Annotated in this window: 12 protein-coding genes; all 12 read right to left on the reverse strand. The window is 39.0% G+C overall.

Translation table 11 applies throughout. The features are described 5' to 3' along the window. Positions 1 to 131: 131 nt before the first annotated feature. Complete coding sequence (locus H0185_RS13890; RefSeq protein ID WP_221874107.1) at positions 132 to 980, reverse strand: alpha/beta fold hydrolase; 849 nt, start codon at positions 978 to 980, stop codon at positions 132 to 134. Positions 981 to 1,184: 204 nt separating this feature from the next. Beyond that, on the reverse strand, positions 1,185 to 2,660 hold the full coding sequence (locus tag H0185_RS13895; RefSeq protein WP_221874108.1) for a protein adenylyltransferase SelO: 1,476 nt from the start codon (positions 2,658 to 2,660) through the stop codon (positions 1,185 to 1,187). 84 nt (positions 2,661 to 2,744) lie between these two features. Then, positions 2,745 to 3,746 carry an aspartate--ammonia ligase gene (gene asnA, locus H0185_RS13900; RefSeq protein WP_221874153.1) on the reverse strand — a complete coding sequence of 334 codons (1,002 nt, stop codon included), beginning with the start codon at positions 3,744 to 3,746 and terminating at the stop codon, positions 2,745 to 2,747. Between the two features lie 357 nt (positions 3,747 to 4,103). Then, positions 4,104 to 4,616, reverse strand: coding sequence for a YehS family protein (locus H0185_RS13905; RefSeq protein WP_221874109.1), 513 nt, complete (start codon positions 4,614 to 4,616; stop codon positions 4,104 to 4,106). A 303-nt stretch (positions 4,617 to 4,919) separates the two neighbouring features. Further along, positions 4,920 to 6,158 carry a C40 family peptidase gene (locus tag H0185_RS13910; protein ID WP_221874110.1) on the reverse strand — a complete coding sequence of 413 codons (1,239 nt, stop codon included), beginning with the start codon at positions 6,156 to 6,158 and terminating at the stop codon, positions 4,920 to 4,922. Between the two features lie 261 nt (positions 6,159 to 6,419). Next, on the reverse strand, positions 6,420 to 7,394 hold the full coding sequence (locus H0185_RS13915; RefSeq protein ID WP_221874111.1) for a 2-hydroxyacid dehydrogenase: 975 nt from the start codon (positions 7,392 to 7,394) through the stop codon (positions 6,420 to 6,422). Positions 7,395 to 7,768: 374 nt separating this feature from the next. Beyond that, positions 7,769 to 8,665 carry a hypothetical protein gene (locus H0185_RS13920; protein ID WP_221874112.1) on the reverse strand — a complete coding sequence of 299 codons (897 nt, stop codon included), beginning with the start codon at positions 8,663 to 8,665 and terminating at the stop codon, positions 7,769 to 7,771. A 405-nt stretch (positions 8,666 to 9,070) separates the two neighbouring features. Then, the gene (rlmD, locus tag H0185_RS13925) at positions 9,071 to 10,444 is read right to left on the reverse strand and encodes a 23S rRNA (uracil(1939)-C(5))-methyltransferase RlmD (RefSeq protein ID WP_221874113.1); all 1,374 of its coding nucleotides are present in this window, start codon (positions 10,442 to 10,444) and stop codon (positions 9,071 to 9,073) included. Positions 10,445 to 10,522: 78 nt separating this feature from the next. After that, positions 10,523 to 12,673 carry a DNA helicase RecQ gene (recQ, locus tag H0185_RS13930; RefSeq protein WP_221874114.1) on the reverse strand — a complete coding sequence of 717 codons (2,151 nt, stop codon included), beginning with the start codon at positions 12,671 to 12,673 and terminating at the stop codon, positions 10,523 to 10,525. An 846-nt stretch (positions 12,674 to 13,519) separates the two neighbouring features. Continuing rightward, positions 13,520 to 14,995, reverse strand: coding sequence for a nicotinate phosphoribosyltransferase (locus H0185_RS13935; protein WP_221874115.1), 1,476 nt, complete (start codon positions 14,993 to 14,995; stop codon positions 13,520 to 13,522). A 52-nt stretch (positions 14,996 to 15,047) separates the two neighbouring features. Beyond that, entirely contained in the window at positions 15,048 to 15,599 is a 552-nt protein-coding gene (locus tag H0185_RS13940; protein ID WP_221874116.1) for a cysteine hydrolase family protein, read from the reverse strand. A 115-nt stretch (positions 15,600 to 15,714) separates the two neighbouring features. Further along, on the reverse strand, positions 15,715 to 16,656 hold the full coding sequence (locus H0185_RS13945) for a diacylglycerol kinase (RefSeq protein WP_221874117.1): 942 nt from the start codon (positions 16,654 to 16,656) through the stop codon (positions 15,715 to 15,717). Positions 16,657 to 16,797: the final 141 nt, after the last annotated feature.

Consider the following 16,797-nt stretch of genomic DNA (forward strand, 5'->3'; position numbering starts at 1 on the left):
TCTACCTCTATTAAAAAAATTTTCTCTTCAAAATCAATATTTTAGCAAACAGTAACATTTTATCTACTAAAATAGGATAACCGCTTCCTTGGCATTATAGTAGAGAACTCATCGAAATAAACTTGGTTATTCTAATTTTTTTGGACCCATTTGATTATTTCATCCCCAACTTCCTTCGGTTTATCCCATTGAAGCATGTGACCCGTGTTCTCCATTGAGACAATTGAGGCATTTTTAATTTCCTGTTTGATTTGCGCAATTCCTTTATTCCTTGCTTCATCTAACTCTTGTGGTTCTGTTGCGTGAACCAATAATAATGGGGACTTAATATGTGTATATGTACTAGTAAATGGTTCGTTAAAAAAAGCCTTTATTATTGAGAGTATAGTAAACTTGGAAGAAATTAATTCATATTTTACCTTTTTAATGAAAATCGAAGACAATGACTGTTCATGTATGGTGTTCCAAGCTTTTGTGTAACCTTTAAACTCATCCACCACTTCCCGCCAACTCGTAAATTTGGCATGATTGTCCATATATGTACTCCACCCATTATATGCCTTTTGAAATGTCATCTCTTCCTGAAAAACCGGAAAAGTAAAACCGCCATCCAATAAAATAACGCCCTTCACTTTAGATGGGTACTGTTTTGCATAATGGAGGGCAACGTCAGCTCCCCAGGAATGACCTATTAAATAAAATTCATTCAGCTGAAGAAACTCAAATACCTTTTCATACCACTTAGCCAAGCTAGAAAATGTATAGTCCTTCTCCTTCTCAAAGGGTGAGCTCTTCCCATGCCCTGGTTGGTCGATTAAAATAAGGTGAAAGTGCTCCTTTAATTGATTAGCCAGCTGGGCAAAACTATAAAGCGAGCTACCTGCTAGTCCATGGAAACAGATAACCGTTGGCTTTTCAGGATCCCCTCCCACATAATAACTTAAGCTTTTCCCTTCTAATGCCAAAATGATGTTTTTCATTTTGATTTCCCCTTATTAAGATGGTTATTTACACAAATGGATACTTATGTATTTCATTTCTAGCTGTATTCTCTACTCCCCTCTTTTAACACTACACTCCACATAAAAAAGATATTAAGTTTTTACAACAATCTTTTTGAAAACAGTCATCACAAAGAAGCAGGGACTCCTTGAAATGAATCCCTACTTCTTTCTACGTTTATGTTACGTTCCGCAAAAGGTTCGGTATGGTTTAGCCGAAGGTGCGGGAAGTGTACAATATTCATCCTTATCAGGCGATAACTCATATGGACTTGCAAGAACATTAAGGAGTTTCTCCATGACGTGATAATCGCCATCGTTCACCGCAGCTTCTAGTGCCTCTTCTACTTTATGATTACGTGGAATCACAACCGGGTTATTGCTCCGCATTAACTGGCGAGATGCTTCTTCCGATTCCTCCTGATTACTCAACCTTTCCTGCCATTCATGATTCCATTGAATAAATTCCTCAGATTGAAACAAAGTTGATTGTTCCTTGCTATCATAGGTTAAATCACGGAAGGTGTTTGTAAAGTCCGCTCTGTATTTCTTCATCATATTAAGAAGGTTTTCGATGAGCGCTTCATCTTCTCGTGCTTCATGAAAGAGACCTAATTTTGCTCTCATTCCCATTAACCAGTTCCTACGATATTGTTCAGGGTAATCTGATATCGTATCCTGAGCCAGTTTAACAGCTTCCTCTTCATTTTCATGTAAGAGCGGGATTAAACTCTCTGCAAATCGCGCAAGATTCCACCCACCAATAGCTGGTTGATTCCCATACGCATACCGACCTTGAGTATCAATGGAACTGAAAACCGTTGTTGGATCATATTCATTCATAAAAGCGCAAGGACCATAATCGATGGATTCACCGCTTATCGTCATGTTGTCGGTATTCATTACACCGTGAATAAAGCCAACCAACTGCCACTTAGAAATCAGTTTTGCCTGTCGCTTAATGACTTCTTTGAGAAATGATAGGTACCGGTGTTCATCCTTTTTTATTTCTGGATAATGGCGCTCAATCGTATAATCCGCTAGAGCCCGTAAGTCATCCCCATTGTCATCGCCGCCTTTTCCAGCAGCATATTGGAAGGTGCCGACACGGATATGACTTGCAGCCACACGGGTCAGGATGGCACCAGGTAATCCCGTCTCGCGAACCACTGTCTCTCCTGTTGATACAACCGCTAGACTACGAGTTGTCGGAATCCCAAGTGCATGCATCGCTTCACTAATGATGTATTCACGAAGCATCGGTCCAAGAGTCGCCCGACCATCTCCTCCTCGTGAAAAAGGTGTCCTCCCTGAACCCTTCAGCTGAATATCCACTCGTTCTCCTTTGGGCGTAATCTGCTCCCCTAGCAGAATCGCCCGACCATCCCCTAACATATTGATATGTCCGAATTGATGGCCTGCATAAGCTTGAGCAAGAGGGGATGAGCCTTTAGGGACCTGGTTTCCGGCAAACACTTGAACTCCCGCTTCGCTTTGCAACGCCACTGGGTTAAGCCCTAGAGATTGGGCTAGCGCTTCATTAAAAATCACAAGTTCTGGTGAACGTACTGGCGCAGGGTTTTGACTAGTGTAAAAGGGTTTTGGTAACCGGGTATAACTATTATCAAAGTTCCATCCTGTTTCTTGATTGATTGTCATTGTATCTCCTTTTCTACTGTTAAGATCATTCATGTCTTCTGTTACTATTCTATATCAATATACAAGACCCTTTTAGTTTTCCCTTTATAAAAGCTGAATATTTGCTTCTTTACATTCTTTAAGGATTTCGTCATTCCAAACCGAAACTTGAACTTCCCCAATATGAGCCTTTTGAAGAAAAAACATACATAATCTTGATTGGCCGATTCCTCCGCCTATTGTAAACGGGAGCTCTCCTCGTAAAACGGCTTGGTGATAAGCTAAATTTTTACGATCTTCACAATTGGATTCTTTAAGTTGCTTTAACAACGCCTTTTTATCTACTCTTATGCCCATTGAAGATAATTCGAATGCTCTTTCGAGGATGGGAAACCATACGATGATATCTCCATTTAATGACCAATCATCATAATCTGGAGAACGTCCGTCATGCTTTCTTCCGGAATTCAACATGCCTCCAATTTGCATAAGAAAAACAGCTCCATGTTTCTTCGCTATTTTATCTTCTCTTTCCTTAGGTGTAAGGGATGGGTACATATTTTCAAGTTCTTGAGAGGTAACGAAGTGAATGGATTTTGGTAATATCGGTTGAAGGGATGGATACAATTGGTGTACATATTGTTCAGTAGCGGTTAAGGCTTTATATATTTTCTCCACCTCATCCTTTAATGTCCCAACTGTACGGTCCTGCTGTACAATGACTTTTTCCCAATCCCATTGATCCACAAACATGGAATGCAAATTATCAAGGATTTCATCTCGTCTAATTGCCTTCATATCTGTGTATAAGCCGGTTCCGACCGGGAATTGATATTTAGCTAGGGCACTCCTTTTCCATTTTGCAAGGGATTGAACAATCTCTAGTTTTTCATTTTTTATATCTAACGCATCAAAGGATACCACACGTTCTGTTCCGTTCAAATTATCATTAAGCCCTGTTCCCTCTTGTAAAAATAACGGAGCAGAAACTCGAACTAACTTTAACACTTCAGATAATTTGCTCTCAAAATAATCCTTTACCTTTTTAATGGCCATTTCGGTTTCCACTATACCTAACTTGGATTTGTAAGCTGCAGGGGTAATCATCTGTTTCGACACACTCTTCACCTCATCTTTTTAGGCTCTTTTCTTATCATTAAGGTAAGCTAGAACTAGGGTAACAATAAGAAAAGAGCTTACAAAGTTACCTTTAACCTTAAAAGTAGCTTTTCGTTCGTTAACATCGACTTTAGGACTTTGCCATCCATTATTTTAATAAGTGAACATTGTAATTTATGGTTAAACCACCTAAACCGTTCAATTTTTGGGCGGAAGGATTTGGCTACTTTCTCGAATTTTTATCGCAAGAATTGGGTCGAAAACAAATCAAAACCCAGTCAGAAACTGGGCTGATTGATTTTTATTAAAGAGTTCTTATCTATTTAGAAACTTATAAGAGCATCCTTATCCCCTATATTTTATTGCTAACCCCTTCAGGAAATTCCTAGCATATTTATCGCCACATTCTTTATAATTCTTATGTCCTTTTTTCCTTAAAATCGCGCTTAACTCACCCTTGGTAATGGTAACCCCTGCCTTGGCTAAGAGATCAATCATATCTTCACTCGTTAAGGCCAATGCTATTTTCACCTTTTTCAGCAGGATATTGTTCACACTTTCATTTGAAAACGCTGGTCGTTCAGGTTGTCCTGGCTTTGGCTCCTGTTTCCCTCGTTTAAATGTAATAAGACCATTTAAGAAGGATTCAAACATCCGATTATTACATTTTATTATGTTCTCATCTTCAGCTATAGGCTCGTCCTCGTCATAATCATAGCTGTCATCTGTTTTTGTAAGTATCTTTAACACTTCTTCCTTTGTAACTTCAACCCCACCAAGTTTGAAAATTTCAACCATATCCTTGTTCTTAATATCAAGCGCATATCTTAATCGAATTAATATATCATTATTCTCCATGAATAAACCTCCTAAGTGGGACAAGGTGCACGTCCCTCTGTCTAATTATAGTTTTAATGATCATGCCCATATGTTCAAGTATAATCATTTTTCACGGTTTTACATTCATTTAACGCTCATCGTTCATACATGGCTATGAACTGAACATATAGGAATGTGGCCATGAAAATGAAAAAGGACTCTGAAGTCGCAAAGTGAATTTTGCGACCTCAGAGCCTTATTAGCTTAACACGAGCAAGCAAATATAAAAAATCTTTATCCTCTTCTAGGATGTGATTTAGCAGTAGATTATGACTTCCTTCATTAACGCAATACTCTAGCAGCACTAGAGAACTTAGACGGATTATATGAAGCAATTTTCACAACATCGCCTGTTTGCGGCGCATGGATATATTTTCCTCCGCCAATATAAATCCCAACATGATAAGCAGGAGAACCATTGAACACTAAATCTCCGGGTTGAACTTGGCTAGGAGAAATTCTTGTCCCTGCATTTTGCTGGTCACGTGATACTCTCGGTAGGCTAGTGCCAACTGAATTACGATACACATATTGAACAAATCCTGAACAATCAAATCCTTTAGGGCTTGACCCACCCCAAACATAAGGAACGCCCAAAAATTGTTTAGCATAAGCAATCACTTGACTTGCCGCATCAGCGTTTGTTGCTTTAACAGCAGGAGCCGATGCAGTTGAAACTGAATTTGATGCTTTGCTTTTTGTTGTTGATTGTTGAGCTGGTTGTTGAGCCTGTTCGGACTGTTGTTGTGGTTGCTGGACTTGTTGAACTTGTTGGCTGTTTTGTTGAGCTGGTTGATTTTGTTGCGCTTCTAGCACTTGTTGCGCTTCTAGAGCACGTTGAGCTTCTAAAGCCTGTTGCGCTTCTAGGGCTTGTTGTGCAAGTTTAGCCTCTTGCGTTTGTAATAATTTCTCTGCAACCGCTAATTCTTTTTCAATTTTCTTTTTGTCTTCTGCAATCTTATTTTGTTCAGACGCTAATTCATCTTGATTCTTATTTAGTTGCTCAAGTTCTTTATGTAATTGGTCCTCTGCAGCTACTAACGCTTGCTGTTTTTCCTTAAGACCACTCATTAAATCGTTATCACTTTGGATAATTTGTGAAATTGCCGTAAAACGATTGAAAAACTCTGAGATGCTCCCTGATGATAATAAAACATCTGCATATGCGACTACTGACTGTTGTCCGTCCAACTGTAGACTTTTTAGGCGTTCAGCAAGAATCTCTTCATGGGCAAGCAAATCCTTTTTAGATTTGTCAATTTCAGCCTCAGCTTCTTCAATTTTTCCTTGTTGTTTTTTAATTTCATCGTTTAACTTTTGACTCTTATCCATAGAGACAGAGATGCGATCATCTAATTGTTGCATCTTCGTTTCAAATGCCTGAATTTGTCCTTGTGTATTAGCAATTTGTTCTTGTGTCACTTCTTGTGAATCATCTGGAGTTGCAAAAGCTGGCGTTACCTGAATCATTGTGGCGAGAATAGCTGCTGATACTGTATATTTAATAATTTTTTTAATCATCACATTATCTCCTCTTTGTTTCTCAATCTAATTCGATATTACTAGTTTATCTTCCTAGTAGACTAAAAAACAATGAATCAGTCGATAATGTAATATAATTGTAACTTTATGTAGAATTTTAAGACTACTTTTCCTATTCAAGCATCAGATATCTTCCTGTTTCTGTAAAAACAAAAGAAACAGCGGAAGTAGATTCTATGAAAAATAGCCCAGGTTCATATCACCTGGGCCAAATCTAACTCTATTATTCACCTGTTTAATCTAAATATTCACTGGTTTATTTAACAAATTTGTTGGTGTTTCACCTTTTAGTCCAGCTACAAGATTAGTAGCTGCACTCATTGCCATTTTATAGCGCGTTTCGTACGTAGCGGACCCAATATGCGGCAGAGTAACGACATTTTTCATAGAAAGTAAAGGATTGTCCACTTCTACCGGTTCATTTACAAACACATCTAATCCTGCACCATAAATTTCGCCTGTTTGGAGAGCTTGTATTAATGCCTCTTCATCTACTGTTTTTCCTCTTGAACTATTAATGAAGATGGCTGACTTTTTCATGAGTGAAAATTCCTTTTCTCCCATAAGTTTTTCCGTCTCAGGTGTGAGTGGTGTCATGAGTAAAACAAAATCGGAGTTCTGTAATAGTTCTTCCATCGTACAATAGCTAGCTGCATACTTTTCCTCTGCATCCGGTTTTCTAGAACGGTTGTGATACAGGATCTCCATATCAAATCCATGGTGCGCTCTTTTTGCCACCGCAGAGCCAATTCCTCCCATCCCAATAATGCCTAAAACTTTTTGATGGATATCAAGTCCAAAATACTGTTCTCCTAGGTTTGAATCCCACTGTCCTGTTTTCACAAATTGATCTAACTCTGGTAGCCTTCTAGCAGTAGATAGCATTAACCCCATAATCAGGTCAGCTACAGTATCATTTAATACACCAGGTGTATTCGTGGCCATAACACCTCGAGCTGATATTGCCGGTAAATGTAGATTTTCATAACCTACCGAAATATTACTTACTACTTTTAATTGGGGAGCATTCTTTAGTAAATCATCATCTACTTTTAACCCAGCTCCAAGAATGCCATGTGCATCTTTTAACTCATGTAGGAACGTAGGAAAGGTCTCTTCTTCTAATCCTTCAAAATAAACAACCTCACAGGTTTGTTTAACAAAATCTAGCACTTTCGGGTCAACTTTCGAATAGACAAGTACTTTTGGTTTCAATAAAATCCCCTCTTTTATTCTGATTTGAATTGAATATGTAATTAGACACAGTATCAGGTTTGATGCGTACTTTATTCATTTCGTGATAAGCATAAAATTTCCTGTTGTTTATTCAGGATCTTTTCTCAGACTTTATTGTTTTTGTAGGATAGATATTGAATTTTACTTAAACCTCTTTATTTTAAAGAGAGAGAAGAGCTTGTGAGTGAAATCAAAACCTTTTAACTAGATTTACAAACTCTGGCGAACCATAATTTATACGAAAACAAGTCTTTATTGAACACAAAAAGACCCAGCTATCTACTGGGACAAATAAGTATACTGATAAAGCAGGAGAGGAGGCTTTTCAATATTGATAAGAACATAAAGGAACATTATCTATTAAGATATTTATTGTTAATTTTGTAAAATTCATCTCTTATCAACTGATTTGTTTTTATCGTTGGAATAAAGAATATTATTGCAACAAAGATTCCTAAGAAATTAAAAGTCCCTGTTCCTATATGGATATACCCCTGCATGATATAGATAATAGATAATCCAACGATAAAGCTTATGTTATCTCTCAAACTTATTTTTTTCCGTTGTTTACGATCCGTTAAAAACAACGTAAATTTTTTATTTGTTAGGTAAAAATAGATTCCTAATAAAAGAAAAGCGATGGTTAAGATTATGATTCTATTTTGCTCACCAAAAAAGTTAAAGGCAAAAGTCCCTATACCTATTAATAAAAAGATCAACACATACGAATAACCTACAAAGAAGGTTGATTTATAAACGCCTTTAATTTCCTCTTTTTCATTAGGGGTTTTATTGTATAGAATCGATTGGTCAGTGGCGTAGTCTTCACACAAATCATCGATTTCTTTTTTCGTTAACCCAATTTCATCTTTATTTTGTAAATGATGAAGTTGTATTTGTTTATTTATTTTCCGTTCCAAATAGAGATTCACAATCATAAAAATGATTCCTAAGACAATTAAATAAAGATACTCAAGCTTAATGAATCCACTAATAACGAGAAAGTTTATAATGACAATGATGCATCTTAATATGAAATCCAGTAATGAGAACCTTTTTAGTTGTTTTACCTGTGTTCTCCTTGAACTTTCAAGCATAGAAGTGGTAAATAAGATTAACACGAAGGGTGTAAAAAACCAAATCGCTGCAAGATCCTCTAGTCCAGAGGTATTTGAAAGAATGATTAAAATAAAATTATTTATGTAAAAGAGAATATTTACTAGCATTAACTTTTTTATCTTCTGCCCCATATTTTATATCCTTCCAAACTAGTAAAATTGCTGACCCAATTCCATAAAAGGATCAACCTTTGAAAGATGCACGCTGTTGTTTAAAGCTTTATAGCAAATCTTGTACGGAGATAATAGTAGCACAGAACCTGTAAATTAATTGTAAAAAATTATGAATTTGTAAAAAAAGGACATAAATAACTATCCCTACACGGTACTTTTGCATCAGAAATATGTAGATAAGCTTAAAATACTTAGTTACCTCATAAATTATCTTTACTAATAGTAAGTCTCTTTCCTTAATTTTGATTGCAACAATCTATCTCAAAAGAATTTTAATTGAAGCTTGAAATGCAAGGGTTGAGGCAAAAAAACACCCCGAATTCGGTGAATTCAGGGTAGGATTACTGATAAAGTTTTCTATGGTTAAGAATTTAGGACCAACTTCGCGACAGCTTCGCAATGCGTCGTCTGAGGAAACATATCGACAGGCTGTACTTCTACTGTTTTGTATCCACCGTCTTCTAAAATACGAAGGTCCCTTGCTAATGTTGCTGGGTTACAGCTAACATAGACAACCTTATTGGGTTTCATTTCAATAATGGTGTGGAGCAGAGCTTCATCGCAGCCTTTACGTGGAGGGTCGACGACAAGAACATCCGCTCGAATTCCCTGGTCATACCATTTAGGAATAACTTCTTCCGCTTTGCCAACAGCAAATTCAGCATTGGTGATAGCATTCAGCTCTGCATTACGCTTTGCATCCTCAATCGCTTCAGGAACAATTTCCACTCCGTATACCTTTTTAGCCTTTTGGGCGAGAAACAAAGAAATCGTACCTATTCCACAATAAGCATCCATCACGGTTTCATCCCCATTTAGCTCTGCATACTCTAAAGCTTTATCATAGAGTACCTTTGTTTGGTCAGGGTTAACCTGGTAAAAACTCAATGCAGAGATGGCAAACTTCACATCACCAATATAGTCGTAGATAACTTCACTGCCCCAAAGGACTTTCGTTTTATCCCCCATAATGACATTTGTTCTTTTTGAATTGATATTATGAATGATTGACTTCACCTTTGGAAGACGAGAAACGATTTCTTCAACAAGTTTATTTTTGGATGGAAGGTCTGCAGTTCTTGTGATCATCACAACCATTAACTCTCCCGTTTGCTTCGCATAGCGCGCCATAATATGGCGGAGGTCGCCCTTATGGGTTTCTTCATTATACGCTTTGACACCTAGCTCACGACAAACTTCCTTTACAGCCTGAATCGCTTCATCCACTTCAGCTAGCTGGATTAAGCTTTCATTTGTATCAACAATTTCATGACTGCGCGGTTTAAAGAACCCTGAAATCAACTTCCCATCTTTTTCTCCAACAGGAACTTGAGCTTTATTTCGATACTGCCATGGATGCTCCATTCCCAATACAGGATGGACGTTCACATCTTCAAGCTTCCCAATTCGCGTTAGCACTTGGCGTACCTGGTTTTCCTTAAATTTAAGCTGTCCTTCATAGCTAATATGCTGGATCTGACAGCCGCCGTATTTATGGCTATCTTCTTTGGCAATTTCCACTCTAAAATGGCTTTGTTCTTTTATTTGAATCAGACGGCCAATCCCATAGCCTTTGTTCACTTTGATGATTTTAATATTCGCCTTTTCACCGGGCAGCCCACCTTGTACAAAGATAGGATATCCATCCACCTTGGCGACACCGGCACCATCATGGGTTAAATCTTCAAATTCTACATCTATATAATCGTTTTTCTGAACTGGCAATGTTTTGCTCATATGATCTTCCTTTACAGTGATTTCGCTAAGGAAGATTTTAACACACTGGCGCTTAGAATGCGAAAAACGCTCTACCTGTTATTCCACGCTTAGTTTTTCTTGTTTTCGTAAACTGTATAAAAACACTTTTATCATAAAATAACTGACTTCATCTGGTAGTCTTTCTTTAATTGGTTTTAACCGGTCACGTCCTGCTTCTGAAACGGCTTTTTCTAGATCAGCAAGATATTCATCCGGGATTAACAAAGAGAAATTTACGTTCATTCCATTTTGAATGCATTGAAGTAAATGAGTTTCCATTGTGCTCACAGCTAATTCTCGTTTTGCTGCAATTTCAGTCACCGTAAGGCCCTCTTGATGGAGCTTGTATGTTTCTAGATACGAGTCATTTATTCCCTTTTTAACGGGCTTTGTTGTTTTTGCTGAAGGAGTGGCAGCTGTAAGGACTCTTTCCCTATCTGGATTTGCCTCTACATATTCACTAATTGCTTTAATAAAGGTTTCTCCATACTTCTCTAACTTGTGTTGCCCAACACCGCTCACTTGCAGAAATTCTTCTTCCGATTGAGGTAACCGAGCACACATATCCTTTAAAGAGGAATCTGAGAATATGACAAATGGTGGAACATGTTCAGCTTCCGCAACAGTTTTACGCAACTGACGAAGCTCTTCAAACAAGGGATCATCATTAGATACTTGTTTAATTTGCACCGCTTCTTTTCGGAAAACCTGCTGCTTTCCTGTTAGAACCTCCTTGCCCGCCGGAGAAACATAAATCGTTGGATAGGCCCCATGTTCAACACCTATTAGATTGGTAGAAATCAGAAATTCAATAAGCTCTGTAACCTGTTTTACACTCTGCTCTTTTAAAATGCCATAGGTGCTAAGCTTGTTAAATCCAAAATCCAATACTTTTTTATTACGTGATCCTGTTAGTACGGCAGCGGTTATGGCTTTTCCATATTTCTGTCCCATCCGAATAATACAGCTTAACACCATTTGCGCTTCTTTTGTCACGTCAACGCTGGTCCTGGTATCCGTACAATTTCCACATCGCCCACAGGGTTCTGCTTCTCTTTCACCAAAGTATTCGAGAATATAAGCTTGGAGACAATTCTCAGTGTGACAGTAATCTGCCATTTGTTGCAGTTTCTCCAACTCCTGCGACATTCTTCCCTGTTCAGATGATTGATCAATTAAAAAACGTTGAATCTGTACGTCTTGTGGTGAATACAGCATGGTACATTCACTTGGGAGTCCATCTCGACCAGCACGACCAGCTTCTTGATAGTAGCTTTCCATGTTCTTTGGCATTTGGTAATGGACCACATAACGAATATTGGACTTGTCGATCCCCATTCCAAACGCAGAGGTCGCAACCATAACATCCGCCTGATCTTTAAGAAATCGTTCTTGTTCATTTGCTCGGTCAATATCTTTCATCCCCGCATGATAGTGCGCAGCATCAATTCCTTCTTTTTTGAGCCATTCGTACAACTGATCAACGGTCTTCCTTGTCGCAGCATAAATAATTCCCGCTTCATTCCGATTCTTTTTAACATAGTCTTTTAAAAAAGCTAACCGGTCCTGGCCTTTAATCACAGAGAAAGATAGATTTTCACGTTCAAACCCTGTTAGAACTGAATTTGTAGGATCAATGTCTAGTGAATCACAAATATCATCTCTAACCTTCGGTGTCGCTGTGGCTGTTAAAGCAAGCACCACCGTATTATCTTGAAGCTTGTCCATCAATCGAGCAATCTGCAAGTAGCTTGGGCGGAAGTCATGGCCCCATTGCGAAATACAATGCGCTTCATCGACGGCAACTAGTGGAATTTGAAGGTTCTTTAGCATTTCCTGAAATTCATAAGATTCAAGTCGCTCTGGAGCCACATACAATAGCTTGTACCCACCATGCACGGCCTCCTCCATCGTTTCCGCAGCCTCCTGGGCACTAAGCGAGCTATTGATAAAAGCAGCTGAGATTCCTAATTGATGTAGTGTATCAACCTGATCTTTCATGAGGGAAATGAGCGGCGAGATCACGAGAGTTGTTCCTGGTAGAATGAGTGCTGGGATTTGGTAGACAATCGACTTGCCGCCACCAGTAGGCATAACACAGACTGTGTTGTTTCCTTGTAAAACAGATGAAATAGCCTGTTCCTGGCCAATACGGAAGGAAGGGTAACCAAAATAGGTTTGTAGTAATTCACGAGCTTTTTCTAACAAAATGATAGGCTCCTTTCTTTTTAAGAGGAATTTGGGTTGAGGAGTTTGTTTTATTTTTATTGATTTATTTTAACATGTTATTGGCTTTATCACTATGGGGCGGCTGGGATTCGTAATCGTGGTTGATTCAGTGCATACTAGATTCGGACCTGTATTTGATGACGTTTCTCGTTCTTCTTCAGCGCAGTTAGGTCACCTATCGAGCCTATTGATGACCCTTCTTGCCCTTCTTCTCCATAGTTAGGTAACCTATCGAACCTATTGATGACCTTTCTTGCTCTTTTTCCTCCTAGTTAGGTCACCTATTAACACTATTGGCCACCTTTCTTGCTCTTCTTCATCCCTGTTAGGTCACCTATCGAGCCTATTGACGACCCTTCTTGCCCTTCTTCCTCCAAGTTAGGTCACCTATCAACACTATTGGCCACCCCTCTTGCTCTTCTTCATCCTAGTTAGGTCATCTATCACACCTATTGATGACCCTTCTTGCCCTTCTTCTCCATAGTTAGGTAACCTAACACACCTATTGGACACCTTTCTTGCTCTTCTTCTTACTAGTTAGGTCACCTATCAACACTATTGGCTACCTTTCTTACTCTTCTTCCTCCTAGTTAGGGCACCTATCAGCACTATTGGCCACCTTTCTTGCTCTTCTCCATCCTAGTTAGGTCACCTATCAACACTATTGGCCACCCTTCTTGCTCTTCTTCCTCCAAGTTAGGTCACCTATCAAACCCATTGATACCCTTCCCCCCCCTTCTTCATTCTTTCTAGGTAACCATCCACCCTAAAATAAAAAGCCCTCATGACATCGTTCATCATGAGAGCTCTATTTCAAAGAAACATTTATTCCAACGTACCTTTTAACGCTTTGACTTTTTTCCTTACTTCATCAATGTTGCGCATTTTGTTTTCCCAGCATTTTTCACTCAGGTCGACAGGGTACTCTTCTGGATTTAAGGACCGCTGGTATTCATCCCAAAGTAATCCAAGGGAATCCTTAGAATAATTCTTGATTTCTTCTAAGGAAGGCAGATCATAAACAAGCTTCCCATCGACAAAGATATCATGGTGAAGGTCTCTTGCCTCAAAATCCGTGACAAATTTACTAATGTAGGTATGCGTTGGATGGAACATTTTTAGACGTTCTTCTTTTTGCGGATTTTCATCTTCCATGGCAATATAATCGCCCTCAGACATTCCATTTGTTCCATTTATGATACGATAAACCTTTTTCAACCCAGGAGTCGTCACTTTCTCTGGATTGGAGGAAATTTTAATTGTATCGTTCATCTGCCCGTTCCCGTCTTCAATCGAGACTATCTTATAAACAGCTCCAAGTGCTGGCTGCTCAAATGCGGTAATCAACTTGGTCCCAATTCCCCAAACATCAATTTTAGCTGACTGAGCTTTTAGGTTCATAATCGTATATTCATCAAGGTCACTTGATGCCACGACTTTTGCATCCTTAAACCCTGCTTCATCTAACATTCTTCTAGCTTCTTTTGACAGATAAGCCAGGTCTCCACTATCCAAACGGATCCCAATAAAATTAATTTTATCGCCAAATTCTTTTGCCACACGAATGGCATTCGGAACTCCTGAGCGGAGCGTATCGTATGTATCAACCAAGAAAACACAATCTCTATGAGTTTCGGCATATTTATGAAACGCTGTATATTCATCTCGATAGGCTTGAACCATGGAATGGGCATGAGTTCCTGAAATTGGAATACCAAATAGTTTCCCAGCTCGAACATTACTTGTTGCATCAAACCCAGCAATATAGGCCGCTCGCGCTCCCCAAACTGCTGCATCCAACTCCTGTGCTCGGCGCGAACCAAATTCCAATGCCGATTCATCGGGAATTACATGCTTAATTCTAGAAGCTTTGGTCGCAATAAGCGTTTGGTAATTTACAATATTTAACAGAACCGTCTCAACCAGCTGCGCCTCTGCCAACGGTGCCTCTATGCGCAATAAAGGTTCTCCGGCAAAAACAATTTCCCCTTCCTTCATTGAGCGAATCTTTCCTGTAAATCGCAAGTCTGTTAGATAATCAAGGAAATCTTCTTGAAAACCTCCTTCGGTCCTCAAATATTCAATATCATCTTGGCTAAATTTAAATTGCTCTACAATATTAATCACTCGCTCTAGTCCAGCAAACACCGCATAACCATTCCCAAAAGGGAGCTTTCGAAAAAACAGTTCAAATACTGCCTTCCGATTGTGCTTTCCGTCCCGCCAGTAAGTTTCGACCATATTAATTTGATATAAGTCTGTATGAATTAAAAAGCTATCATCATTATAGTTCGTAGCCATTATACTCCTCCGATTTCAACGTCAGCTTCAGCTTCTATTCAAGTTGAAGTTTTTATTTTACCATTGCCCCCATCGCACTTTCAAAATGCCCTAGTGCCCAAGTATGTCCATCCTGGTTAAACGAGGCAACAGCATCCTTATAGACAACAATCTTAAATCCCCGATTAAAGGCATCAACGGCCGTATGTAAGACACAAATATCGGTGCATACACCGACAAGATGAACTTCAGTAATCCCACGTTCACGCAGCTTAATTTCCAAGTCTGTACCTGCAAATGCCGAATAACGCGTTTTATCTAAGTATTGAACATGCGCTTTATCCTGATGGTCCTCATATAAATCTTTTAAGCGACCATATAACTCTCGGCCCTTCGTTCCACGGATGTTATGAGGAGGATAGAGTTTTGTTTCAGGGTGGAATTGATCTCCTTCATCGTGTACATCAATCGCAAATACAACATAGTCCCCATGATTGATAAACTCTTCTGTTAGGCGTACAATTTCCCCTTCAATCTCCTGACCAGGTTGGCCACAAGTTAATGCACCTTCATCTGCAACAAAGTCAAATGTGTAGTCAATATTGATCAATGCCTTCTTCTCCAAAGCCGACACTCCCTTTTACCTGCTTAGTTTTATACTGTCCCCATCTTCCTTTTTTAATTGTATGCTTATTGCTTTTCGATTAGAAAAAACCGCACCCATTAGGAGCGGCTCACAGCTATTCTTCGTTCGCAATGTCCTCCAAGGATTCCGGGCGGTCTTCCGGACGTATCTGATCAAGTGGTACACAAACCTCAATATGGCGGTAAAGATTTTCAAATTCGGCAGGGATATCGCCACCATATTCCCCATCTAAGTTAATTTGAACACGATCTTTCGATTTTACTCGAATTCGATTGGCCTTTGTATAAATCACTTTTGAATCATTGAGATGTTCTCCGCGAAGGGCAAGCGATGCGATACGAATAAAATCAGCAAGATTCGTTTTCTTTAAAATCAGGAGGGTAAACATTCCATCATTAATGGAAGCATTCGGGGCAAGCTTTTCAAAGCCCCCAACTGAATTCGTTAGACCAATAAGGAATAACATCGTCTCCCCTTCATACAGTTTCCCATCATATTCAATGGTCACTTCTGTTGCTCGAATCGATGGTAACATCTCGACGCCTTTTAAATAATAGGCCAGTTGACCAAGCATTGTTTTTAATTTAATCGGAACATCATACGTTAATTCGGTAATCCGTCCGCCTCCGGCAATATTGATAAAATATTTATCATTCATGCGCCCAACATCTACTGGAATGCTCTCACCTTTAGCAATAATATCCGTAGCTCGCTCGATATCCCGTGGAATATGAAGGGCACGGGCAAAGTCATTGGTTGTCCCAGTCGGAATAATCCCAAGTCTAGGGCGATATTCTTGTTCCGCAAACCCATTGACCACTTCACTAATCGTTCCGTCTCCTCCGGCAGCTACGACTAAATCATATCGTCTTTCCACCGCTACTAAGGCGGCAGAGGTTGCATCACCTGCACCAGTAGTAGCATGACAGGAAGTTTCGTATCCTGCCTTTTCAAGTTTCATTAAAACCTCAGGCAAATGTTTCTTAAAAATTTCCCGTCCTGATGTAGGATTATATATAATTCTCGCTCTTTTCATATCCCATCATCCTATAAGTAAATAGTTTTGTTTTTCAACGTAATCTTTTTCATCCATATCATCATATCCTAAAAGTTACCTGTTTAGCAATTTTCAATCTAGGTTCTCTTTCAGTATTCTATGTAGATAGAAGATAAAAAG

Origin of the sequence: Mesobacillus maritimus (genome assembly GCF_019749255.1) — a bacterium.
Taxonomy (GTDB): Bacteria; Bacillota; Bacilli; order Bacillales; family Cytobacillaceae; genus Mesobacillus_B; species Mesobacillus_B maritimus_A.